The sequence below is a fragment of the Pseudomonas sp. RA_15y_Pfl1_P11 genome (assembly GCF_963970975.1).
In the GTDB taxonomy this organism is placed as follows: domain Bacteria; phylum Pseudomonadota; class Gammaproteobacteria; order Pseudomonadales; family Pseudomonadaceae; genus Aquipseudomonas; species Aquipseudomonas tritici.
Genome location: NZ_CAXAOY010000003.1, coordinates 141,902 through 163,628, shown reverse-complemented (window position 1 = coordinate 163,628; position 21,727 = coordinate 141,902). Strand labels below are relative to the sequence as shown.

Below are 21,727 nucleotides of genomic sequence, written 5' to 3'. Positions count from 1 at the left end.
TTTCTACCTCAGTTTCAGGGTGGCAAGGCCGACCAGGACCAGAATCACGGTGATGATCCAGAAACGGACAATCACGCGCGGCTCGGGCCAGCCCTTGAGTTCAAAGTGGTGGTGAATCGGCGCCATGCGGAACACACGACGCCCGGTCAATTTGAAGGAGGCCACCTGGATGACCACCGACAGGGTTTCCATCACGAACACACCGCCCATGATGAACAACACGATTTCCTGGCGAACGATCACCGCGATGGTGCCCAGGGCCGCGCCCAGTGCCAGTGCGCCGACGTCGCCCATGAAGACTTGTGCCGGGTAGGTGTTGAACCACAGGAACCCCAGGCCAGCACCGATCAGCGCGCCGCAGAACACGATCAACTCACCCGCGCCCGGTACGTAAGGGATCAGCAGGTATTCAGCGAATTTCACGTTACCCGACAGGTAGCAGAAGATGCCGAGCGCACCGCCGACCATCACCGTCGGCATGATCGCCAGGCCGTCGAGGCCGTCAGTCAGGTTCACCGCGTTGCTTGAGCCAACGATCACGAAATAGGTCAGCACCACAAAGCCGATGCCCAGTGGAATGCTGGCGTCCTTGAGCATTGGGATGATCAAGGTGGTCTCGACGGCGCTCGGCGCCGTCATGAACAGGAAAATCGCTGCGCCCAGGCCGAACACCGATTGCCAGAAATACTTCCAGCGGCTCGGCAGCCCCTTGGAGTTTTTCTCGATCACCTTGCGGTAGTCATCCACCCAGCCGATGGCGCCGAACAACAAGGTCACCAGCAGCACAGTCCAGACATAACGGTTGTGCAGGTCAGCCCACAGCAAGGTGCTGATGCCGATGGACGAGAGGATCAGCGCGCCGCCCATGGTCGGCGTGCCGGATTTGGACAGGTGCGACTGCGGGCCGTCATTGCGAACCGATTGACCAATTTGCAGGTTCTGCAGGGTGCGGATCATCCACGGCCCCAAAAACAGTGACAGAGACAGCGCGGTCAGCACACCCAGGATCCCGCGCAGGGTCAGGTACTGAAAGACCGCGAAGCCTTTGTGGAACTGTTGCAGATACTCAGCCAGCAGCAGCAGCATTAATGTTTCTCCGTACTTGAGCCACACAAGGCCGCGACGACGTTTTCCATCACCGCGCTGCGCGATCCCTTGATCAAAATGGTTGTGTGTTTGTCTTGTTCAGCCGCCGTCAGCGCCTGGATCAGCTCGGCCTGGGTCGCGAAATGCCGCGCGCCGGAACCAAAGCTGTTTACCGCGTGAGCCATGTTCGGGCCGACGGCGTAGAGCGCGTCAACGTTGCCTGCGGCATACGCACCGACTTCACGGTGCGACTGTTCGGCCCACTCGCCCAGTTCGGCGATATCACCCAGCACCAGTACCTTGCGACCGTCAAAGCCTTTGAGCAGGTCAATGGCGGCGCAGACCGAGGATTGGTTGGCGTTGTACGTGTCATCAATCACGCGCATGCCGTTGGTGGCCAACTGCGCCACAGTGCGGCCCTTGACCGGCTGCACCGCGCCCAACCCGGTGGCGATACCGAACAACGATACGCCCAAGGCGTAAGCAGCAGCGGCGGCGGCCAAGGCGTTGGCGACGTTGTGGTTGCCCAGCAGGTTCAACTGAACGTGCTCACTGCCTTGCGGAGTATGCAAGGTAAAGGACGGGCATCCACGCGCATCGACCGTGATGTTGGAGGCATGGAAATCGGCCGCTGCATTCAGCACGGCAAACGTCAGGACCTTGCGCCCGGCAGCGCGTACCCGCCAGGTTTCGAAAGCCTTGTCGTCAAGATTCAGAACAGCAGTGCCCGACGCATCCAGGCCCTCAAGGATTTCACCTTTGGCTTGGACGATTTTTTCCGGGCCACCGAACTCGCCGACGTGGGCGGTACCGGCATTGTTGATGATTGCCACGTGAGGCTTGGTCAAGGTCACGGTGTAGGCAATTTCACCGACGCGCGAAGCGCCCAGTTCGATCACAGCCGCGGTGTGTTCCGGGGCGAGTTCAAGCAGGGTCAGCGGAGCGCCGAAATCATTGTTCAGGTTGCCACGTGTGGCAAGGACCGGCCCGCGCGTGCGCAGCACACCGGCAAGCAGTTCCTTGACCGTGGTCTTACCGCTGGAGCCGGTGATGGCTGCAACCGGCTTATCAACAAAGGCGGCGCGGTTCAACGCGCCCAGCTGGCCCAAGGCCAGACGGGTATCGGCGACCAGCAATTGCGGCAAGGTGGAGTCGGCGACTTCGTGCTGCACCAACGCGCCGACGGCGCCTTTGGCGGCGACGTCGTTCAGGTAGTCATGACCGTCGAAACGCGGACCGGTCAGGGCAACAAACAGTTGCCCCGGCGTGATGGCGCGGCTGTCGATACTGACGCCGTCGAAACTGCAATCGCCCGACAACACACGGGCCGACAGCGCCTGGGCAAGTTCGCTGAACGTCATCGCTTTAAGCATGAGCGACCTCCCAGGCCGTCAAGGCATGCTCAGCCTCGAGCAGATCGGAGAAGGCATGCCGCTCGCCGTTGATTTCCTGGTAGTCCTCGTGACCTTTGCCGGCCAGCACGACCACGTCGTCAGCGCTGGCGCTGGCGATCAGTTGGGCGATAGCGGCGCCGCGACCGGCAACGAAAGTGACCTTGGACGCCTCTTTGAAGCCAACACGGATGTCGTCAAAAATCTGGCTCGGGTCCTCGCTGCGTGGGTTGTCGTCGGTGACGAGCACACCATCAGCCAGGCGTTCGACAATGTCGGCCATCAGCGGGCGTTTGCCGCGATCGCGATCGCCGCCGCAACCAAACAGACATAGCAATTTGCCCTTGGCGTGCGGACGCAGGGCCATCAGTACTTTTTCCAAAGCGTCTGGCGTGTGGGCGTAATCGACCACCACCAACGGCTGCGTGCCGCCACCCAGGCGCTGCATGCGACCGGCCGGCCCCTCCAGCTTGGGCAGTACGCGCAGGATTTCGTCCAGGGCGTAGTCCAGGCCGAGCAACGCGCCGATAGCGGCGAGTACGTTGCTCAGGTTGAAGCGACCGAGCAAGGTGCTGCGTAAATGGTGTTCGCCTTGCGGTGTAACCAAGGTGGCGCGCACGCCTTCGTCATTGAATTGGGCTTCGCGGCAATACAGGTAAGCGCTGGAGTCTTCCAGGCTGTAGCTGATCAGGCGCGATTCACGGTCTTCGGCTGCCAGTTGGCGACCAAACGCGTCGTCCAGGTTCACGACCCGGCACTTGAGGTCATTCCAGGCAAACAGCTTGGCCTTGGCTGCCGCGTAGGCTTCCATGGTGCCGTGGTAGTCCAGGTGATCACGGGACAGGTTGGTCATCACCGCCACATCAAACGCCAGCGCGGTGACGCGCCCCTGGTCCAGGCCATGGGACGACACTTCCATCGCAACCGCCTTGGCACCGGCCTTTTTCAGGTCGGCCAGGGTCGCTTGCACGGCGATCGGGTTTGGCGTGGTGTGCAGGCCGCTGTGCAGCGCGCCGTAGAAACCGGTGCCCAAGGTGCCAACAATGCCGCAATGCTGGCCGAGCAGGTCAAGGGCCTGGGCGACCAATTGGGTCACGCTGGTCTTTCCGTTGGTACCGGTCACGCCGACCAGATTGAGCTGGCGGCTCGGGTCGCCATAGAAGCGGCCGGCAATGTCGGACAATTGCGCAGCCAGGCCTTTGACCGGAATCAATGGCACGTCAGTGATCGGCAGCACGGTAGCGCCTTCCACTTCGTAAGCCACGGCGGCTGCACCACGCTGCAACGCGTCTGCGATATGCGCGCGGCCATCGAATTTACCGCCAGGCACGGCCAGGAACAGGTCACCGGCACGCACACTACGACTGTCCAGGCTCAACTCGCGAATCAACAAATCGCGACCAGCGTGGGCAAAAATCTTGTTCAGGCTAAGAGACATCAGCCGCGCCCTCCATTGGCTTTTACAGCAGCGGTCGGTGGTCCGGCGCTCGCTTGTTGAGTCGGCGGCAGGTTGTCCGGCGTGATGTTCATCAGGCGCAGGGTGCCGGACATCACTTTGCTGAACACCGGCGCCGATACCAGGCCGCCGAAGTAGCCCGCTTTGCTCGGCTCATCGATCACGACGACGATGGCGTAGCGTGGGTCGCTCATCGGACCGAAGCCGGCGAACAACGAACGGTAGGAGTTTTCGGCGTAGCCCCTGGTGCCGACCGATGTCTTGCGCGCGGTACCCGACTTGCCGGCCACGTGATACGCCGGCACTTGGGCACGGAATACACCGCGCGGTGCTTCGATCACTTGTTGCAGCATGCCTTGGATGGTCTTGGCGACGTTTTCCGGGATGACCTGGGTGGCTTTCGGCGCTTCGTCGATGTGGATCAGGCTCAGTGGAACCATCCGGCCATTATTTGCCAATACAGAGAAAGCATGGGCCAGTTGGATCGCCGTCACCGACAGGCCGTAGCCGTAGGAAAGTGTGGCGGTCTCGGCCTTTTTCCAGTCGCGATAGTTAGGCAGGTTGCCCACACGTTCGCCAGGGAAATCCAGGCCGGTGGGTTGGCCCAAACCGAGCTTCTGCGCCAGGTGGTAAATGGTTTCGCCACCAATATCGAAGGCGACCTTACTCATGCCCACGTTACTGGAGTTGATCAGGATACCTGTCAAATCCAGCACAGGACCTTCGGAGCGCGATACGTCGCGAATGGTGTATTTTCCCAGCTGCAAGGTGCCTGGGTACACCTCGACCTTGTCGCTGGGTTTCCAGCGTCCGGTTTCCAGGGCGGCACTCATCGAGATGGCTTTCATGGTCGAACCTGGTTCGAACACGTCGATCATCGCGCGGTTGCGCATCATCGCCGGTTGCAGGTTGCGACGGTTGTTGGGGTTGTAGGTCGGCTGGTTGACCATGGCAAGGATCTCGCCGGTCTTCACGTCCATGATCACCAGGCTGCCGGCCTTGGCGCCGTTCTCGATGATCGCGTTACGCAGCTCGCGGTTGGCCAGGTATTGCAGGCGCAGGTCAATCGACAACGCCAAGGGCTTACCGGCCTTGGCGTTTTTGGTGACCTGGACATCCTTGATCAACCTCCCGCGCCGATCCTTGATGACTTGTCGCTTGCCGGGAACTCCGGCGAGCCATTCATCGTAGGCGAGTTCCACACCTTCTCGGCCGTGGTCATCGATGTCGGTAAAGCCGACCATGTGCGCGGTGGTTTCACCCGCCGGGTAGAAACGACGGAATTCCTCGATGCCGTAGACACCGGGGACTTTAAGATCGAGCACTTGCTGGCCCTGTTCGGGGGTGAGGCCGCGAACCAGGTAGATGAATTCTTTGTTGGCTTGCGCTTCCAGACGCTGGGCCAAGGCTTTCGGGTCTTGGCCGAGGGCAGCGGCAAGCGCTGGCCAACGGTCCTTGGCCACCTGCAGTTCCTTGGGGTTTGCCCACAGGGTAGTCACCGGGGTGCTGACGGCCAAAGGCTCGCCATTACGGTCGGTGATCAGGCCGCGGTGCGCAGGAATCGGAATATGCCGCAGACTACGTGCATCGCCCTGGCTGATCAGGAACTCACGGTCGATCACTTGCAGATCAATGATCCGCCAGGCGATCGCACCCACCATCAATGCCAGCAACCCCACCACCAGGCGGAAGCGCCATGGGTAGAGTGCGCCTTCGAGCTTCATCATGGCGTCACCATGCGAACTTCGGCCGCGCCGGGGATGTGCATTTTCAACTGTTCGGTGGCCAGCACTTCGATGCGACTATGGGCAGTCCAGGTGCTTTGCTCCAGGATGAGCCGGCCCCACTCGGCTTGCGCCTTGTCCCGCACACTCAATTCCCCGTACAGGGTATTGAGCAATTGACGGTTGTAGTGCGCGCTGTAGGACACCGCAATCGCGGACACCAGCACGCCAACGTACAACAGCATCATGAAGAAGCTGCCGCCCGGAAGAGGCTTGGCAAAAAGCTTGCTCACCGTAACTTCTCCGCGACGCGCATGACGGCACTGCGGGAACGTGGGTTAGCCTTGAGTTCGGCCTCGGAAGCGAACTGCGGCTTGCCATGGATTTTGATTTTCGGCACAAAGGCGTCGAAACGTACCGGCAGGTTGCGCGGCAGGTTGTCGGACTCACCCTTGACCAGGCGACGCATGAACAGTTTGACGATACGGTCTTCCAGGGAGTGGAAGCTGATCACAACAAGTCGACCGCCCACTTCCAGCGCCTCGAGGGCAGCTTCGAGGCCGGCCTCCAGGTCGCCCAATTCGTTATTGACGTGAATACGCAAGCCTTGGAACGCACGGGTCGCCGGGTTCTTGCCTTTTTCCCACGCGGGGTTGGCGACTTTCAGTACTTCGGCGAGATCAGCGGTGCGCTCGAATGGCTGGATTTCGCGACGCTCGACCACGGCACGGGCCATGCGACCGGCGAAGCGTTCTTCACCGTATTCCTTGAACACACGGGCGATTTCTTCCACGGGTGCGGTGGCGATGAACTGTGCAGCACTGACGCCACGCGTGGGGTCCATGCGCATGTCGAGCGGGCCGTCGTTCATGAAACTGAAGCCGCGCTCCGGGTCGTCGAGCTGTGGCGAAGACACGCCCAGGTCGAGCAAAATCCCGGCCACCTTGCCCGCCATGCCGCGCTCGGCGACTTCAGCGCCCAGTTCGGCAAAGCTACGCTGCACAACGACAAAGCGGCCGTCTTCGGCCGCTAGCGCTTGCCCGGTGGCAATCGCTTGGGGGTCTTTGTCAAACCCGAGGAGTTTACCGTCCGACCCAAGCTGGCTGAGGATCAACCGACTATGCCCGCCCCTGCCGAAAGTGCCATCCAAATAGCAGCCATCCGCGCGTACGGCGAGAGCCTCAACGGCTTCGTCAAGCAGTACGGTGATGTGGTTAAAGCCGCTATCAATAGTCACAGGATCAAATCACGCAGTTCATCAGGCATAGCGCCCGGTTGTTGAATAGCAGCCAGGTCTGCTGCAGAAACAGCATCCCAAGCATCTTCGTCCCACAATTGGAACTTGTTCAGTTGGCCGACCAGCATTGCGCGCTTATCCAGCTTGGCGTACTCGCGCAAACGCGCAGGCACCAGGAAGCGACCGCTGCCATCGAGTTCAAGGTCGACGGCATTACCAATCAGCAAACGCTGCAGGCGGCGGTTTTCTTCACGCAATGAAGGCAGGGCGCGCAGCTTGGTTTCAATCAACTCCCACTCATCGAGCGGATAAACACATAAACAAGGGTCAACGGCATCGATGGTGATGATTAACTGCCCGGAACTTCGCGAAATCAGCTCGTCACGATACCGGCTCGGCATAGCGAGACGGCCTTTTGCATCGAGACTGATTGCATTAGCTCCGCGAAACACAGATGCGTTTCTCCAAATTTTAGCGTTTTACGTTCAAAAAACCCACTTTGTGCCACTTTCCGCCACTTGCGCACACTATAGGAATGCGCCCACCACACCGTCAAGGCGCGGATTCAAGGAAAAGCCTTACAGAACGGAGATTTAGGAGCGTAAACGGAGGAGAAACCCGAGTTCGTCGGTATTTTTGGCTCAACAAGCGCAGATAGCTCAAAGAGCTATGGCTTAAAGTTAAAGTGATTTATTAAGAGTAAGATTTTTTTGGTATTACGAAGATGCATCTGCCAATGATTTGGCAGGGAGGGATTCTTGCGTTACTACCGGTTTCCGCCCGAGATTCAGACAGAAGAAAAAAGGTGGAGAGTCGATCTGTAAGCCGGGTTCTGTCTTGAACAGTCATTCGTCTACGATGGCCATCACTGGACACCTTTAGCAACCTACCCGGTCCCAGCGCGGGCCACGCCTTGGGACCCTATTTGGTCTTGCTCCAAGTGGGGTTTACCTAGCCACGAACTGTTGCCAGTCGTGCGGTGCGCTCTTACCGCACCTTTTCACCCTTACCGGCACCGAAGCGCTTAGGCGGTTATTTTCTGTGGCACTTTCCGTAGGCTCACGCCTCCCAGGCATTACCTGGCACTTCGCCCTATGGAGCCCGGACTTTCCTCCCCCTCCTAATTTTCATAGAAGGCAGCGACTGTCCAATCGACTCTCCGCCGCGAAGGTTAACGGCACGGCGGACTTAGGACAAGTAATAAAAGTTCAGAATTGCCATCACGTTCAGACGGAATACAGGTTTTAGCCCAAAACTATTCGGCTTTCTGTTTATCCAGCGCAGCCTGGTACAAGAGGTTCTTGCGAACGCCGGTAATTTCCGCCGCCAGGGCCGCAGCACGCTTGAGGGGCATTTCCTTGAGCAGCAGGTCAAGGATGCGCATCGCCTCGCTGCCCACGGCGTCTTCATCCTCCGGCGCCGTCCAGCCCGCCACCAGCACAACGCACTCGCCGCGCTGTTGATTGCTGTCGCCCTCGACAAACCCGCGCAGCGCTTCCAAAGGCAGGCCCTTTAGTGTTTCAAAGGTCTTGGTCAGCTCACGGGCCAGCAGTGCCAGGCGTTCGCCGCCAAACACCAGCTCCATGTCTTGCAGGCATTCAAGGATGCGGTGTGGGGCCTCGTAAAAGATCAGGGTGCGCGGTTCTTCCTTCAACGCCTGAAGACGCGCGCGACGGCCCACGGCCTTGGCCGGCAGAAAACCTTCGAAGATAAAACGGTCGGAGGGCAAACCTGCCGCCGACAATGCGGCGATCAGCGCGCACGCCCCCGGAACAGGCACTACATTGATACCCGCAGCCCGTGCCTGGCGCACCAGATGGTAGCCTGGGTCGGAAATCAGCGGCGTACCCGCGTCGGAGATCAGCGCCACATCGTCGCCGGCCAACAGGCGCACGATAAAACGACTGCCCTCTTCGCGCTCATTATGTTCATGGCAGGCCGCAAGTGGGGTGCTGATACCAAAATGCTGCATTAATCGCTGGGAGTGCCGCGTGTCTTCAGCCGCGACCAATTTGACGTCGCGCAACACCTTAAGCGCCCGCGCACTGATGTCGTCCAGGTTGCCAATGGGCGTCGCCACGACAAAAAGCGAGCCTGAAGTGGAATTCAAAGGACCTGGAGCAGTCAAAACGCACACCTCGATGGTTGGCAAAAGCGGCATTGTAGCGCGTAGGCGCCTTGAAAATATGCCATCAAGGTCGATGCCGTTTCAGCCGTTAGTCGCCGGTAGCAACATTTGCACGACCTAAATTGACAGTTTCACGCCACTAACATCGCGCCTGGGCCAGTGCTTGGGTACAATTCCACGCTTATTTGATCGGTATCAGGAACACTTACATGATCGCTTGCCTGCGGCTGCTCTCCGCCCTCTGCCTCGCTGCCTTGCTGGCCGCTTGCGCCAGCTCGCCCTCGTCCAGCCTTGGCGACCTTCCACGGACTCCGGACGCCAGTATCGAGCAACTGCTCGAACAGGCCACGACTGCCAACACGCCAGAAAAGGCCGCCATGCTGCGCCTGAGTGCGGCAGACATGGCCTACAAACAGAACAACTCAGGGCGCTCGGCGCAGATTCTGGCGCAGGTGCCCCTGGATATCCTCAAGCCAGCCCCGCAGGTTTTTGCGAGCACCCTGGCCGCCGAATTGGCCATGGCACGCAACCAGCCCAAGGCCGCCTTGACCGCCCTGAACCACCCGAGCCTGCAAAACCTGAAGGACCTGCCGCCTGAACAGCAGATCCGCACAGGCAGCGTGCACGCCCGTGCTTATGAGGCCGATGGCCAGACCCTGGCGGCTGCGCGTGAGCGTGTTGCCATGGCCCCGCTGCTCACTGGCGATGCCGCCAACAGCAACCACGAAGCCATCTGGGCACTGATTGGCGCCCTGCCGGCCGAACAGCTGCAAGCCAGCGGGAACCCAGTGCTGGACGGCTGGATCACCCTCGCCCAGTCGGTCAAGGGCGCCGGTACGCTGGAGCAACAACAAGCCGCGATCGACACCTGGCGTGCACAGAACCCGGGCCACCCAGCCGCCGTGCAACTGCCGTCGCCGCTGATCAAACTCAAGGAGCTGGCCAGCCAGCCCCTGACCAAGATTGCCCTGCTGCTGCCCCAAGACGGCCCGCTGGCCGCCGTCGGCAAAGCACTGCGCGAGGGTTTCATGGCTGCGCACTACCAGGCTGAACAAGCCGGGCAGAAGCCGCCAGTCATCGAGTTCTATGACAGCTCGCGCCTGACCTCCATTGATGAGTTCTACGCCAAGGCCCAGGCCGCAGGCGTGCAACTGGTGGTCGGTCCGCTGGAAAAACCACTGGTCAAACAGCTCAGTGCACGTGCGCAGTTGCCGATTACCACCCTGGCGCTGAACTACAGCGAGACTGACCAAGGCCCGCCGCAGCTGTTCCAGTTCGGCCTGGCTGCTGAAGACGAAGCCCGCGAAGTATCGCGCCGCGCACGTGCCGACGGCCTGCATCGCGCTGCGGCGATGGTGCCACGTGGTGAGTGGGGCGAGCGTGTCTACAAGGCCTTCCGCCAGGATTGGGAAGCCAATGGCGGCACGGCGATGGGTGTCGAGTATGTCGACCAGCCAGTCGCCCTCGCCCAGCAAATTGCCGAACTGCTCCAACTGCGTAAAAGCGAAGGCCGCGCCAAGAGCCTGCAAAGCACCGTCGGCACCGACGTAGCCGCGCAACCCTCGCGTCGCCAGGACATCGAGTTCATCTTCCTGGCCGTGACCCCGCAGCTGGCCCAGCAGATCAAGCCGACCCTGAACTTCCAATACGCCGGTGATTTGCCGGTGTACGCCACGTCCCACGTGTTCAGCGCCAGCGGCGACAAGAACCAGTACCTGGACATGACTAACGTGATGTTCTGCGAAACCCCTTGGCTGCTCAACACCACCGATCCTCTGCGCAACCAGGTTGCTGCCCAATGGCCGCAAGCCAATGGCAGCCTGGGCCGCCTGTATGCGATGGGCGTCGATGCCTACCGCCTGGCGCCGCGCCTGGGCCAACTCAAGGCATTGCCGGATACCCGTGTTGACGGCCTTTCGGGCAACCTGGGCATCAGCACCAACCAGCGCGTTGATCGCCAGCTGCCATGGGCCAAGTTCGTCGGTGGCGGGATCCAGCGCCTGCCGGACACCCCGCGCTGATGCCCGAGCGGTCCAGCGCACAAAGCGGCAAGGACGCCGAACTTCAAGCATTGAAACACTTGCAACAGCAGGGTCTGCGCCTACTGGCGCAGAACTGGTTGTGCAAACGCGGCGAGCTTGATCTGGTCATGCTTGACGGCGATACAGTAGTATTCGTCGAGGTCCGCTACAGAAAACACGCACAATGGGGTGGCGCGCTCGCCAGTATCGACGGGCGCAAGCGTCAGAAACTGATACTCGCGGCGCAGTTTTTCCTGCAAAAAGAGCATCGCTGGGCCGACGCCCCCTGCCGTTTCGATGTGGTTGCCATAGAAAGCACACCGTCTGGTCAGGCTGATCTGAACTGGCTTAAAAATGCCTTCGACAGCTGATTCGCCGGACATCTTCACCACACACTTTTGCTCTTTGCTTTGCGGGCTACACATTCCTGTGCCAAACAGCCGCGCTACTTAAGGTCACACAGATGGACATGCAATCCCGAATTCGCCAGCTTTTCCAGGCCAGCATCGACACCAAGCAACAGGCGATGGACGTACTTGCACCGCACATCGAGCAAGCCAGTCAGGTCATGGTCAATGCCCTGCTCAACGAGGGCAAAATGCTCTCGTGCGGCAACGGCGGTTCGGCCGGCGATGCCCAGCATTTTTCGTCGGAGCTGCTCAACCGTTTCGAACGTGAACGCCCGAGCCTGCCGGCCATTGCCTTGACCACCGACTCGTCGACGATCACCTCGATCGCCAACGACTACAGCTACAACGAAATCTTCTCCAAGCAGATCCGCGCCCTGGGCCAACCGGGTGACGTGCTGCTGGCGATTTCCACCAGCGGCAACTCGGCGAATATTATTCAAGCGATCCAGGCCGCACATGATCGCGAAATGATTGTCGTAGCATTGACCGGACGCGATGGTGGCGGCATGGCCTCGTTGCTGCTGCCGGAAGACGTGGAGATTCGCGTCCCGGCCAATGTCACCGCACGTATTCAGGAAGTCCACCTGCTGGCGATCCACTGCCTGTGCGATCTGATCGACAGCCAACTGTTTGGGAGTGAAGAATGACCGTTAACCGCCTCAGCCTTTTGGCCATTACCCTGTGCCTCGCTATCAGCGGCTGCAGCACGGCCATCACCGCAACACGTGACACCCCTATTCAGGACGACAAGGGCACCCGTACCTTCGGCAGCAAGATCGATGACTCGCTGATCGAAACCAAGGTCGAAGTCAACGTCGCCAAGGCCGCGACCGACCTGGGCAACGGCGCATCACGCATTGTTGTCACCAGCTTCAACGGCGTCGTGCTGCTAGCAGGCCAGACACCACGCGCCGACCTCAAGGCCCAGGCCGAGCAAGCCGCTGCCGCTGTGCAGCGCGTGAAGAAGGTGCACAACGAGTTGCAGGTGATGGAACCGATCACTCTGCTGGCCATCAGTAATGACGCCCTGCTGACCACCAAGATCAAGGCGCAGATGCTCACTGATAACGCGATCCCTGGTTCGCGCATCAAGGTCGTCACCGACAACGGCATCGTTTACCTGATGGGCCTGCTGACCCAGGCGGAAGCAACCCGTGCATCCAATCTGGTGCAGGGTGTGTCCGGCGTGCAAAAAATCGTCAAGGTCTTCGAGTACATCGATTGACCTGAACACGCAGCCACAAAAAAGGCCGCCGCATGGCGTAATGCCAGTCAGTTAAGCTGACTGGCATTTTTGTTTTTGATCGGGTACTTCGGCGATTTCAGCCGGATAGCACAAGTACACGCGGTGAAGCTCAGTTCGCACGGATGGATGCCCGGACAATGGCGGCTCATTCCCACCATCTGATAACGCAACAGGTTGTAGCCCAGCACCTCCCCCACAACTCTTGGCCGATCATCTCGGGCGTCTTGCTACCCAGCATGTAGCTGCTGTTGAGCAGTGTCTGTTTCATCTCCCGGAACCCTAATTCGATCTCCCGGCGATGGCTGTACAGGTCGACGATTTCATCAGGTGGGAAGCGCAGCGAGTCGGCCATCGACGTCAAAGTCTGACAGACCTTGCCCTTGACGGTTTTGCTCAGGAGCCTTGCGGTCAGTCGCTCCGGCAATCCCGGCCATTGCTTGCGGGCCTGCGGCGAAGTGCTTAACGAGACCACCGCATCCTGACGGCCCAATCGCTGAATGACTTCGTACTGCGCCCCTTTGCGTAACGGCATCAACCAATGCCGCTCGGTGCCGGCCTGCGGCCACTGATGCAGCAACCCCAGGGAGTAAAAGCCGGGATCGAACAACGTCAACGAGTGATCCGGCGTGGTGTCGATCAGTTGCTCTGCCAGCTTCATTTCGTTGCTGCGATAAGCGCCGCTTGCACAAGGTGGCGACACCGGCCTGTTGCAATGCCTGCTCGACCAGAGAGGGATCAAGCCATGAATCCAATCCCTTGAGGGAATCGGGAGTCGAGACGACGTTGTGGGCTAGTTCCAATGCCAGAGCCAGACGCATAAAAAAATCCGACGCCTATTCAGGCATCGGATTTTGATTTCTTGCGGCCAAAGGTCAAACAATGAGGCTTAACTGATCGGCATTAGCCGCATGGCGCCCTTTTTTATTAACGTTTATTGGTATTGAGAGTACGGATTGCCCTGGAACTGGTTGTTCTGCTGTGGCGCCTGTTGCTGGGCACCTGGCTGGCCATACTGCTGGCCTGGGATTGGACCGAGGTTCACTTCAACGCGACGGTTCTGGGCACGGCCGTTAACGTCTGCGTTACTGGCAATCGGGTTATCCGGGCCGGCACCGCGTGCAGTCAGGTTGGCACCATTGACACCCTGGGACGTCAGGTAGTTGGCCACGCTCTGCGCACGACGCTGGGACAGGTCCATGTTCAACTGGCGGCTGCCGGTGCTATCGGTGTAACCAACGATCTGAATGGTATTCTGGTTGAACTGCTTGAGCGAGTTGGCCAGGTTGTTCAGAGGCTGGTAGAAGCTGCTGGAGATCGCGTCCGAGTTGGTCGCGAAAGTGATGTTGCCCGGCATGATCAGCTTGATCTGGTCGCCCTGTCGCTGAACTTCAACACCGGTATTGGCCATGCTTTCACGCAGTTTCTTTTCCTGCTGGTCGGCGTAGTAGCCATAGCCCGCAGCACCGGCGCCCGCAACCACGGCACCGATCAGTGCGCCCTTGCCACGGTTGTTATGGTCGATGGCCGCGCCCGCCAACGCACCCGCCAGGGCACCCAGGCCACCGTACTTGGCGGTCTTGCTCATACCGCCGGACTGGTTACTCGCCTGTCCCTGGCTGCTGCCGTCATAAGGGTTAGGTGATGCGCAGCCGGACAACAAGGCTACAGCGGTAGCAACAACAAGCAGACGACGCGAAGTGAACATGGGGGAGCTCCTACTTTTGCATTCTAAGGTGCAAAGGACATTGGCAATGGACCTGTGCCGAGTTTGGAACGCGACAAACGGTAAAAATTCCGTGGCTACAGAAACCGTAGCAGACGCACGCTGAACACGACCTGAGTTTTTCCGACAAGGCGTGCCTGCTATAGAACAGCACCTGCCTGGCAATTATTGCGTTACGCCCGCACAAAAGGGTTCTCGCGCATTTCATCACCCAGCCGGGTATCGGGGCCGTGACCGGTCACCACCGTCGCGCCCTCATCCAAGGTATACAAGCGCTGCTTGATCGAACGCACAATGGTCGCCTGGTCCCCGCCCCACAAATCTGTTCGCCCGATACCGCGACGAAATAGCGTGTCACCCGCAATCAGCAGCTTGGCATCGGCAAACCAAAAGCTCATCGACCCCGGCGTATGCCCCGGTGTGTGCAACGCCACACCGCAGCCGCAGGCCAATTCTTCATCATCTTCCAACCAGCGATCAGGCGAAGGCACCGGGGTGTAGGGAACGCGAAACATCTGGCATTGCATTTCCAGATTGTCCCAGAGGAATTGATCTTCCTTGTGCAAGTGCAACGTGGCGCCGGTCTTCTCTTTCAACTGACCGGACGCCAGGAAGTGATCGAGATGGGCATGGGTGTGGATAATGCTCACGACCTTGAGGCCCAATGCATCAAGGCGCGCCAGGATCAGCTCATGGTTGCCACCCGGGTCGACCACGATGGCTTTTTTGCTGATCGGGTCGCCGATGATGGTGCAGTTGCACTGCAAAGGGCCGACCGGAAAGGTCTCGCGGATGACTGCAGCGTGTTCAATATTCATCAGTGCTCCAGCAGGCTCTATGGCATATTCGGCACAGAGTATGGTTGACGACACCCCTGACCCGAAAGGGAGCATTGCGTCCCGAGTACCAACGGCTATGCTTTCCAAGCGCCATTAAAGAACCATCCAAGACCGCAACCGCGCCGCGCTGGAGCGAGCCCCATGGCGAATCAGCTGATCATCTGCGAGCACTGCGACTGTGTGTACGAAAAAGTCACGCTCGCCAAACATCAAAAAGCCCATTGTGTGCGCTGCGCGGGCGTACTCCAGCGTTACAACGGTCTGTCAGTACAACAACGTCTCGCCCTGACCGTTACCGCCGCCGTGTTATGGACTTTCGCCAATTTCTATCCGGTGATGAGCATCAGCCTGCAAGGCCTGAAAAACAGCGCCACCCTGTGGGATTCAGTGGTTGCGCTGAGCCTGGGGCCGATTACCTTTATCGCCTTGGTGGCCGCTATTTCCATCATCATCGCACCGGTGTTTCAGCTATTGCTGCTGACCTGGGTGCTGAGTTTCGCCCTCTCGGGCAGACGTTCTCCCGCCTTCAAGCTATGCATGCGCTGGCTGGAAGCGCTCAGACCCTGGAGCATGCTGGAAGTGTGCCTGCTCGGTGCGATGGTGGCCGTGTTCAAGCTGGCCGGTATGCTGGATGTGATCCCCGGCACCGGGCTATTTGCCCTGGCGGCGCTCAGCCTGTTGCTGATCCGCATTGCCGGTCGTGACGTGCGCGATCTGTGGGACGCCGTATGAACCCGCCACCGACGGCCAGCGAGCTTAACCTGTGCCTGTGCCACAGTTGCGGCCTGTCTGCCGACATCAGCACCGGCGCGCCGGAATGCCAGCGCTGTGACGCCCCCCTGCACCGGCGCAAAGTCAACTCGCTGACCCGTACCTGGGCCTATATGCTGACGGCGCTGGTGTTTTATGTACCGGCCAACCTGCTGCCTGTGATGAACACCACCATGCTCGGTTCAGGCGCGGACAGCACCATCATGAGCGGCGTGCTGGAGTTCTGGCAGCATGGTGCGTGGGACATTGCGCTGATTATTTTCATCGCCAGCATCGCGGTGCCGGGCATCAAGTTTGTGTCATTGACACTGCTGCTGGTCACCGTGCAGCGCAACAGCCGCTGGGCGCGCAAGGAACGTTCGAAGCTGTTTCGGTTTGTCGAACTGATCGGCTACTGGTCCATGCTCGACGTGATCGTGGTTGCGCTGGTGGCCGCGCTGGTCAAGTTCCAGGCCCTGGGCACCATCGAGCCACGCCTGGGCATTCTGTTTTTCGGGCTGGTGGTGGTGTTTACCATGCTGGCCGCCATGAGCTTCGACCCGAGGCTGATCTGGGAAACCCCACACACCAAGGATACCTCGGATGACGTCCCCCACCCCTGACACCCCGCCATCCCCTGGCTCGCCGGCCGTCAAGACTCGGCGTTTCAGCGTATCGCTGGTTTGGATCGTACCGATCGTTGCGGTGTTAGTGGGGATTTCACTGGTGGTTCACAGCGTGCTCCAGCAAGGCCCGACTATCATCCTTAGTTTCAAGACAGGCAGTGGCCTGACCGCGAATAAAACCGAGGTTAAATACCGCAACGTGGTGATCGGCCAAGTGACCGAAGTGGCCTTGAGTGACGACCAGAAAAACGTCAACGCCACCGTAAAGCTGGCCAAGCAGGCCGACAGCTTTACTCGCGCCGACTCGCAGTTCTGGGTGGTACGCCCGCGCATCGGCGCCGGCGGCGTGTCCGGCATCGACACCCTGCTCTCCGGCGACTACATCGGCGCCGACATTGGCCAGTCCGACACCCGCGCCAAACAGTTCACCGGCCTGGAAAACCCGCCGCCCATCACTTACGGCGAACCGGGCAAACGCTTCACCCTGCACGCGCAGAACCTGGGTTCGCTGGATATCGGCTCGCCGGTGTATTACCGCAAAATCGAGGTCGGCCAGGTCGTGGCGTACAAGCTGGATGCCGAAGGCAAGGGCGTCGATATCGAGGTGTTCGTGCACGCGCCCAACGATGTCTACGTCACCGAGAATACGCGGTTCTGGAACGCCAGCGGCATTGACCTGAGTGTGGGCGCCAATGGCTTCGCGCTGAAAACCGAATCACTGTCGTCCATGCTGGTCGGCGGTATCGCTTTCCTGGCACCGCCTTACAGCCCCAATGACAAGCCGGCCGGTGAAGAGCGCACGTTTGAACTGTTCGACGATCAGCTCGCCGCCCTCGCCCCGCCCAATGGCCAGGGGCAATACATGAGCCTGCGCTTCGACCAGGCGCTGCGGGGGCTCAAGATCGGCGCACCGGTGGAATTCCTAGGCGTCGCGTTTGGCAAGGTGGTGTCGATCAACCTGGATTTCGACGCGAAGAAGCGCAGCTTTCCGCTCAACGTCGGCATCGTGATCTACCCGCAATTGCTCGGTCAGGCCCATACCAAGTTGCTCAAGACGATGAACCATGACCCCAATGACGAAGCCGCCGGTGTGCGCCTGATCGGTTCGTTTATCGAAAACGGCCTGAGGGCCCAGGCGCGCAGCGGCAATTTGCTGACCGGCCAGTTGTATATCGCCCTGGACTTCTACCCGAAAGCCGAGAAGGTGGCGTTCGATCCCAAAGCCCGTCCGGTCAGCATTCCCACGATTCCTGGCAACCTGGAACAGTTGCAGGAAAAATTCGAAAATATCGTCAACAAGATCAACCAGTTGCCGATCGAACGTATCGCCGGCAACCTCGACAGCAACCTCGTGGAATTGCGCAAAGGACTGACCCAGTTCAACGCCAAGACCTTGCCCAGCGTCCAGAACACCCTGGCTGACGTAAGCAAGACGTTGCAATCGGCCAACTCGACCCTGGCCGAAGACTCACCGCAACGCGAGCAACTGACCCAGACCCTGGATGAACTGGGTCGCATGTCGCGTTCCTTGCGCGAGCTATCGGACTACCTGGGCCGACACCCGGAATCACTGATTCGCGGCCGCCCCGACAACGCCGCCCCGTTGGACCTGCAAGGGCCGCCGCGCAAATGAACCGTGGAGCAAGCGCCATGACGTTAACGTTGAAAATCACCCTGCTCAGCGCATTGCTCGCGCTGGGGGCATGCAGCAGTACACCGATTACTTTTCATACCCTGACCCCGGCGCAGTGGAGCAATACCACCGGGGCCGCCGCGGGTGGGATAAAAATCGAAAGTATCAGTGTGCCGCCACAAGTCGACCGTCCGCAGATAGTGATTCGCCAAGGCAACAGTGGCGTGGCGATCCTGGACACCCAGTGGTGGGCTGCCAGCCTGGTGGATGAGTTGAGGAGCGCGCTGGTGGATCAATTGGCGAACAGCAACCCTCGGCAACCCATGCTGTTGCGCGTTGAGGTGCAGCGCTTTGACTCCGTGCCCGGCCAGTACGCACTGCTCGACGTCAAATGGCGTCTGCGGTCAGCCAGCGGCAGTGATCGCGCGCCACTGACCTGCCGCACCACCTTGCAGTCGCCGGCCGGCGCGAGCATTGACGACCTGGTGCTCGCCCACCAGAACAATCTCAAACGCTTCGCGGCGCAGATTCTTCAGGCAGTCGACAGGTCGTCCAACCAGTGCCCAAGCGCGCCATAGACGTCGGAGGGTCTACGCCAGCAGGCCCATTGCCTTGGCACGGGCCACCGCCTGGGTCCGCCGCTCCACCCCCAACTTGCTGTTGATGTGGCTGGCGTGTGTCTTCACGGTGTGCAGTGAGATGAAGAGCTGGTTACTGATTTCCTGATTCGAGCAGCCTTGGGCAATCAGTTTCAGCACCGCCAACTCACGCGCGCTCAAGGTTTCGTGAGCCGGCGCTATCTCAGGTGTCACGATCGTCGGTAGACGCACCAGCAAACTCTGGTTCAGCGGACCCTGCGCATCCTTGCCCAGTTGCTCGCGCATCCAGCCAGGGTGCCCTTCCAGCAAGCGCTGGAAAGGTTGCAACGCCCCTCCGGCGCCGGCCTCAAGGGCCTGGACCAGAACCGCGCGCGCCTTGGCTTCCTGGCCACTTTCCAAGAGCAACTGGGCCTGCTGCGTCAGCGCCATCAGTGCAATCATCTGGCGGCCGCTGTTGTGCGCCTGCTGCGCCAACGCTGCAAGCCGTTGCAATGCCGCAACGGGTTGATGGCGAGTGGCATCCAGCGCCGCTTGTTGAAGCTCGATATGTTGTGGCAGGTGCGGGTGAAATTCCGGCGCGGCGGCGGCCTGCTCGCCGTTGTAGGTTTGCCCCAGGCGCATCAGCCAGGCGTCGGCCAAATCGGTGCGGCCCTGGGCCAGCCACAGCTCGCATTTAATCAGGGTGATCATTGCCAGGTAGTAGATCGGCGGCACGTCCCAGATATGCATCAGGCGCTCGGCCTCGGCGAGTTCAGCAAAGGCTTTGGCGAAGTCACCACGGCGGCCTTCGAAATTGGCGATCACGCAATGCCCGATCAACACACTGATGTCGCGGCAGGCACGGGCTTCGACGAGCCCGGCGCGCAAGCGGGCGAGTCCGGCTTCGGGTTGTAGCCGCACCAGCAGCAAAAAACCTTCGTAGAGTGACAACCGCGCGCGCACCGCGTACAACCGCTGCGGCGCTAAGCCCTGCAGGCGTTGCAGGCCCTGATGCACTTCATCCAGGGAGCGCAGGATTTCACCGCGGGCCTGTAACACCCGCGCACGATCGTAATGGGCCAGGGCCTCGAACAATGGGTTGCCGACGCGCTGCGCCAACTCCAGGGATTCGCGATTCAAGCCACGCGCACGCCACAGGTCGGCATCGACAATGGCCAGGTTGGAAAGGGTCGACAGGCACATCAACCGCTGGCCGTAACGCCGTTGCGGCAGGCTTTCCAGCGCCTGGCTGCAATAGCGCTGGGTCAGCTCGCGATCGCCCCGGCCCCGGGCGATGATCCCGCTCAGCGCCAGCCACTGTGCCAGCATCGATTTTTGTGCGGTGGCCGACGGTGCTGGCAGGAAGCGGCTGAGGTAGCTGGATAATTCTTCCGCCGCATCCAACTGGCAGGCCAGGCCCAAGGCCCAGCTGTAGAGCACGATCAGGCGCGGCGTGCTGATCAGCAAGCTGTCGGGCAAGTCCATTTTCCAACGCAGCAGCATGCCCACATTCTGCTCGGCCAGCAGTTGCTCTTCGGACAGGTTCTGAACCAGGTTGGCGGCGACATCCAGATGGCCGGCGCGCAACGCTTGCTCCACTGCCTCATCGATCAAGCCCTGGGCATTGAACCAGCGGCACGCGCGTAGGTGCAGGCTGGCCGGCGGCAGCACATTGCTGCTGGCGCGGCGGGTGCGCAGCAGGTCTGAAAACAAATGGTGATAACGGTACCAGTGGCCCTGCTCGTCCAGGGGCACCAGGAACACTTGGTGGGCTTGCAGGTAACGCAGGATTTCAGCGCTGTCATGGGCTTCGCGCACCGCGTCGCAGAGTTCGCTGCAAAACCGATCCTGAGGGGCCGTGTCGTACAAAAACGCCTGTACCTCGGCCGGGAGGCAGTCGATCACCTCTTCCAGCAGGTAATCACGGATCAGCCCTTCGCCGCCATGCAGGCTCTGCGGCAATGCACCGTCGTTGCCGGCCTCGGAAGCGGCGAGCAACCAGAAGCGCAGCCCGGCAACCCAGCCTTCGCTACGGCGGATCAGGTTGTCGAGGGCTTCGCCGCGCAAGGAACTGCTGTGGCGATCCAGCACCGCCAGGGATTCGCTGTGCGTCAGGCGCAAATCCTGTTCGTGCAACTCCAGCAGGTGGCGCGATAAACGCAGCCGCGCCAGATGCCAGTCCGGGCGCTGACGGCTGGTGACCAGCACGACCAGGCCATCGGGCAAGTGGTTGAGGAAAAACTGCAGGCAACGGTCGAGCACGGGCCCCTGGGCCAGATGGTAGTCATCCAGTACCAATAACAACGGCGCGCGCGGGGACAGGTGCACGGTCAGCTCATCGAGCAGGCCGTCCAGCCATTCTTCAAAGGCAAAGGGTTGGTGACGCTGGCGCATTTTCAGCAGCCCCAGGGATTGGGCGCCGAGTTGCGGGAAAAATTGCTGCAGACCCTCGAGCAGGCGCTCAAGGAAACGGCCGGGGTCGTTATCCCGTGGGCTCAGGCCCAGCCACAGGCTTTGCCAATGGGCCGGCAGGCTCTGGCAGAACTCCACCGCCAACGAACTCTTGCCGAACCCTGCGGGTGCACTCACCAGCAGCAGCCGCCCTTCCAGGCCAGCACTCAGGCGTTCGCACAGGCACGGACGCAGCACATAGCCGTCAGGCAGCGGTGGTCTGTAGAAGCGACCCTCCAGCGTGGGGATTACCGCACTGGCAGGCCCTTGGATTCGGGACAGATCAGTCATCGCCGGGCTCTTGTAGAAGGCTGTTGTCGGCATTGCAGATGTCCGCAGACTAGCGGTAAAAGCAGCAGGTTTGTAGATCTTTGCAACATTTGCCTGAAAAGAACTGCGACAAAAAAATTCGCCACACAAAAAAGCCC

19 protein-coding genes, 1 other RNA gene and 1 pseudogene are annotated in these 21,727 nt (G+C 60.2%); 8 read left to right on the top strand and 13 right to left on the bottom strand.

Annotation, left to right across the window (positions count from 1 at the left end; all coding sequences use genetic code 11):
• Positions 1–3: 3 nt before the first annotated feature.
• The 9 genes from mraY to rsmI form a co-directional block, all read right to left on the bottom strand.
• Positions 4–1,086: a phospho-N-acetylmuramoyl-pentapeptide-transferase gene (gene mraY / locus AACY44_RS04845; RefSeq protein WP_065875052.1), complete on the bottom strand. Its 1,083-nt coding sequence runs from the start codon at positions 1,084–1,086 to the stop codon at positions 4–6.
• Positions 1,086–2,459 carry a UDP-N-acetylmuramoyl-tripeptide--D-alanyl-D-alanine ligase gene (locus AACY44_RS04840; protein WP_339417580.1) on the bottom strand — a complete coding sequence of 458 codons (1,374 nt, stop codon included), beginning with the start codon at positions 2,457–2,459 and terminating at the stop codon, positions 1,086–1,088. Before AACY44_RS04840 ends, mraY begins: the two co-directional genes overlap by 1 nt.
• Positions 2,452–3,915, bottom strand: a complete 1,464-nt coding sequence (locus AACY44_RS04835; protein ID WP_339417578.1) for a UDP-N-acetylmuramoyl-L-alanyl-D-glutamate--2,6-diaminopimelate ligase — start codon at positions 3,913–3,915, stop codon at positions 2,452–2,454. The genes AACY44_RS04840 and AACY44_RS04835 overlap by 8 nt, the downstream gene beginning before the upstream one ends.
• Positions 3,915–5,657, bottom strand: coding sequence for a peptidoglycan D,D-transpeptidase FtsI family protein (locus AACY44_RS04830; RefSeq protein ID WP_339417606.1), 1,743 nt, complete (start codon positions 5,655–5,657; stop codon positions 3,915–3,917). Before AACY44_RS04830 ends, AACY44_RS04835 begins: the two co-directional genes overlap by 1 nt.
• A complete protein-coding gene (gene ftsL, locus AACY44_RS04825; protein WP_339417576.1) occupies positions 5,657–5,950 on the bottom strand; it encodes a cell division protein FtsL in 294 nt (97 codons plus the stop codon). Before ftsL ends, AACY44_RS04830 begins: the two co-directional genes overlap by 1 nt.
• Positions 5,947–6,894 (bottom strand): 16S rRNA (cytosine(1402)-N(4))-methyltransferase RsmH, encoded by a 948-nt coding sequence (gene rsmH, locus AACY44_RS04820; RefSeq protein ID WP_370467843.1) that lies wholly within the window; start codon positions 6,892–6,894, stop codon positions 5,947–5,949. The genes ftsL and rsmH overlap by 4 nt, the downstream gene beginning before the upstream one ends.
• Positions 6,891–7,346 carry a division/cell wall cluster transcriptional repressor MraZ gene (gene mraZ / locus AACY44_RS04815; protein ID WP_339417574.1) on the bottom strand — a complete coding sequence of 152 codons (456 nt, stop codon included), beginning with the start codon at positions 7,344–7,346 and terminating at the stop codon, positions 6,891–6,893. The genes rsmH and mraZ overlap by 4 nt, the downstream gene beginning before the upstream one ends.
• A 353-nt stretch (positions 7,347–7,699) precedes the next feature.
• Positions 7,700–8,053: RNase P RNA component class A (rnpB, locus tag AACY44_RS04810), an RNA gene on the bottom strand.
• A 96-nt stretch (positions 8,054–8,149) separates the two neighbouring features.
• Positions 8,150–9,055: a 16S rRNA (cytidine(1402)-2'-O)-methyltransferase gene (gene rsmI / locus AACY44_RS04805; RefSeq protein WP_339417572.1), complete on the bottom strand. Its 906-nt coding sequence runs from the start codon at positions 9,053–9,055 to the stop codon at positions 8,150–8,152.
• A 176-nt stretch (positions 9,056–9,231) separates the two neighbouring features.
• Here rsmI and AACY44_RS04800 point away from each other — a divergent pair, with 176 nt between their 5' ends.
• The 4 genes from AACY44_RS04800 to AACY44_RS04785 all read left to right on the top strand — a co-directional run bounded on the left by AACY44_RS04800 (position 9,232) and on the right by AACY44_RS04785 (position 12,678).
• Positions 9,232–11,043 carry a penicillin-binding protein activator gene (locus tag AACY44_RS04800; RefSeq protein ID WP_339417571.1) on the top strand — a complete coding sequence of 604 codons (1,812 nt, stop codon included), beginning with the start codon at positions 9,232–9,234 and terminating at the stop codon, positions 11,041–11,043.
• Positions 11,043–11,414: a YraN family protein gene (locus AACY44_RS04795; protein ID WP_061435353.1), complete on the top strand. Its 372-nt coding sequence runs from the start codon at positions 11,043–11,045 to the stop codon at positions 11,412–11,414. The genes AACY44_RS04800 and AACY44_RS04795 overlap by 1 nt, the downstream gene beginning before the upstream one ends.
• A 92-nt stretch (positions 11,415–11,506) precedes the next feature.
• Positions 11,507–12,100, top strand: coding sequence for a phosphoheptose isomerase (locus AACY44_RS04790; protein ID WP_007904374.1), 594 nt, complete (start codon positions 11,507–11,509; stop codon positions 12,098–12,100).
• Positions 12,097–12,678: a BON domain-containing protein gene (locus tag AACY44_RS04785; RefSeq protein WP_065875057.1), complete on the top strand. Its 582-nt coding sequence runs from the start codon at positions 12,097–12,099 to the stop codon at positions 12,676–12,678. Before AACY44_RS04790 ends, AACY44_RS04785 begins: the two co-directional genes overlap by 4 nt.
• Before the next feature lie 125 nt (positions 12,679–12,803).
• On the opposite strand, the pseudogene AACY44_RS04780 reads toward AACY44_RS04785, so the two are convergent.
• The 3 genes and pseudogenes from AACY44_RS04780 to AACY44_RS04770 all read right to left on the bottom strand — a co-directional run.
• Positions 12,804–13,363: pseudogene (locus AACY44_RS04780) on the bottom strand (IS4 family transposase); the annotation flags it as partial.
• A gap of 267 nt (positions 13,364–13,630) precedes the next feature.
• Positions 13,631–14,404 carry an OmpA family protein gene (locus tag AACY44_RS04775; protein ID WP_339417569.1) on the bottom strand — a complete coding sequence of 258 codons (774 nt, stop codon included), beginning with the start codon at positions 14,402–14,404 and terminating at the stop codon, positions 13,631–13,633.
• Between the two features lie 191 nt (positions 14,405–14,595).
• Positions 14,596–15,240 (bottom strand): MBL fold metallo-hydrolase, encoded by a 645-nt coding sequence (locus tag AACY44_RS04770; RefSeq protein ID WP_339417568.1) that lies wholly within the window; start codon positions 15,238–15,240, stop codon positions 14,596–14,598.
• A 162-nt stretch (positions 15,241–15,402) separates the two neighbouring features.
• On the opposite strand from AACY44_RS04770, the gene AACY44_RS04765 reads away from it, so the two are divergent.
• The 4 genes from AACY44_RS04765 to AACY44_RS04750 are packed head-to-tail and all read left to right on the top strand — an operon-like array spanning position 15,403 to position 18,848.
• Entirely contained in the window at positions 15,403–15,993 is a 591-nt protein-coding gene (locus AACY44_RS04765; protein ID WP_339417567.1) for a paraquat-inducible protein A, read from the top strand.
• Positions 15,990–16,634 (top strand): paraquat-inducible protein A, encoded by a 645-nt coding sequence (locus AACY44_RS04760; RefSeq protein WP_339417565.1) that lies wholly within the window; start codon positions 15,990–15,992, stop codon positions 16,632–16,634. The genes AACY44_RS04765 and AACY44_RS04760 overlap by 4 nt, the downstream gene beginning before the upstream one ends.
• Positions 16,615–18,270 carry a PqiB family protein gene (locus AACY44_RS04755; protein WP_339529867.1) on the top strand — a complete coding sequence of 552 codons (1,656 nt, stop codon included), beginning with the start codon at positions 16,615–16,617 and terminating at the stop codon, positions 18,268–18,270. The genes AACY44_RS04760 and AACY44_RS04755 overlap by 20 nt, the downstream gene beginning before the upstream one ends.
• A 17-nt stretch (positions 18,271–18,287) precedes the next feature.
• Entirely contained in the window at positions 18,288–18,848 is a 561-nt protein-coding gene (locus AACY44_RS04750; protein ID WP_339417562.1) for a PqiC family protein, read from the top strand.
• Between the two features lie 12 nt (positions 18,849–18,860).
• Here the strand turns inward: AACY44_RS04750 and AACY44_RS04745 are convergent, their stop codons facing one another.
• A complete protein-coding gene (locus tag AACY44_RS04745) occupies positions 18,861–21,590 on the bottom strand; it encodes a LuxR C-terminal-related transcriptional regulator (RefSeq protein WP_339427148.1) in 2,730 nt (909 codons plus the stop codon).
• Between the last annotated feature and the right edge of the window lie 137 nt (positions 21,591–21,727).

What these genes read in the sequence shown, in the direction of transcription:
- AACY44_RS04790 (WP_007904374.1), top strand. Translation starts at nt 11,507, where the DNA reads ATGGACATGCAATCCCGAATTCGCCAGCTTTTCCAGGCCAGCATCGAC.
- AACY44_RS04755 (WP_339529867.1), top strand. Translation starts at nt 16,615, where the DNA reads ATGACGTCCCCCACCCCTGACACCCCGCCATCCCCTGGCTCGCCGGCC.
- mraY (WP_065875052.1), bottom strand. Translation starts at nt 1,086, where the DNA reads ATGCTGCTGCTGCTGGCTGAGTATCTGCAACAGTTCCACAAAGGCTTC.
- AACY44_RS04760 (WP_339417565.1), top strand. Translation starts at nt 15,990, where the DNA reads ATGAACCCGCCACCGACGGCCAGCGAGCTTAACCTGTGCCTGTGCCAC.
- rsmI (WP_339417572.1), bottom strand. Translation starts at nt 9,055, where the DNA reads ATGCCGCTTTTGCCAACCATCGAGGTGTGCGTTTTGACTGCTCCAGGT.
- AACY44_RS04830 (WP_339417606.1), bottom strand. Translation starts at nt 5,657, where the DNA reads ATGAAGCTCGAAGGCGCACTCTACCCATGGCGCTTCCGCCTGGTGGTG.
- AACY44_RS04750 (WP_339417562.1), top strand. Translation starts at nt 18,288, where the DNA reads ATGACGTTAACGTTGAAAATCACCCTGCTCAGCGCATTGCTCGCGCTG.
- AACY44_RS04745 (WP_339427148.1), bottom strand. Translation starts at nt 21,590, where the DNA reads ATGACTGATCTGTCCCGAATCCAAGGGCCTGCCAGTGCGGTAATCCCC.
- AACY44_RS04765 (WP_339417567.1), top strand. Translation starts at nt 15,403, where the DNA reads ATGGCGAATCAGCTGATCATCTGCGAGCACTGCGACTGTGTGTACGAA.
- AACY44_RS04800 (WP_339417571.1), top strand. Translation starts at nt 9,232, where the DNA reads ATGATCGCTTGCCTGCGGCTGCTCTCCGCCCTCTGCCTCGCTGCCTTG.
- AACY44_RS04840 (WP_339417580.1), bottom strand. Translation starts at nt 2,459, where the DNA reads ATGCTTAAAGCGATGACGTTCAGCGAACTTGCCCAGGCGCTGTCGGCC.
- AACY44_RS04785 (WP_065875057.1), top strand. Translation starts at nt 12,097, where the DNA reads ATGACCGTTAACCGCCTCAGCCTTTTGGCCATTACCCTGTGCCTCGCT.
- AACY44_RS04835 (WP_339417578.1), bottom strand. Translation starts at nt 3,915, where the DNA reads ATGTCTCTTAGCCTGAACAAGATTTTTGCCCACGCTGGTCGCGATTTG.
- AACY44_RS04770 (WP_339417568.1), bottom strand. Translation starts at nt 15,240, where the DNA reads ATGAATATTGAACACGCTGCAGTCATCCGCGAGACCTTTCCGGTCGGC.
- AACY44_RS04775 (WP_339417569.1), bottom strand. Translation starts at nt 14,404, where the DNA reads ATGTTCACTTCGCGTCGTCTGCTTGTTGTTGCTACCGCTGTAGCCTTG.
- AACY44_RS04795 (WP_061435353.1), top strand. Translation starts at nt 11,043, where the DNA reads ATGCCCGAGCGGTCCAGCGCACAAAGCGGCAAGGACGCCGAACTTCAA.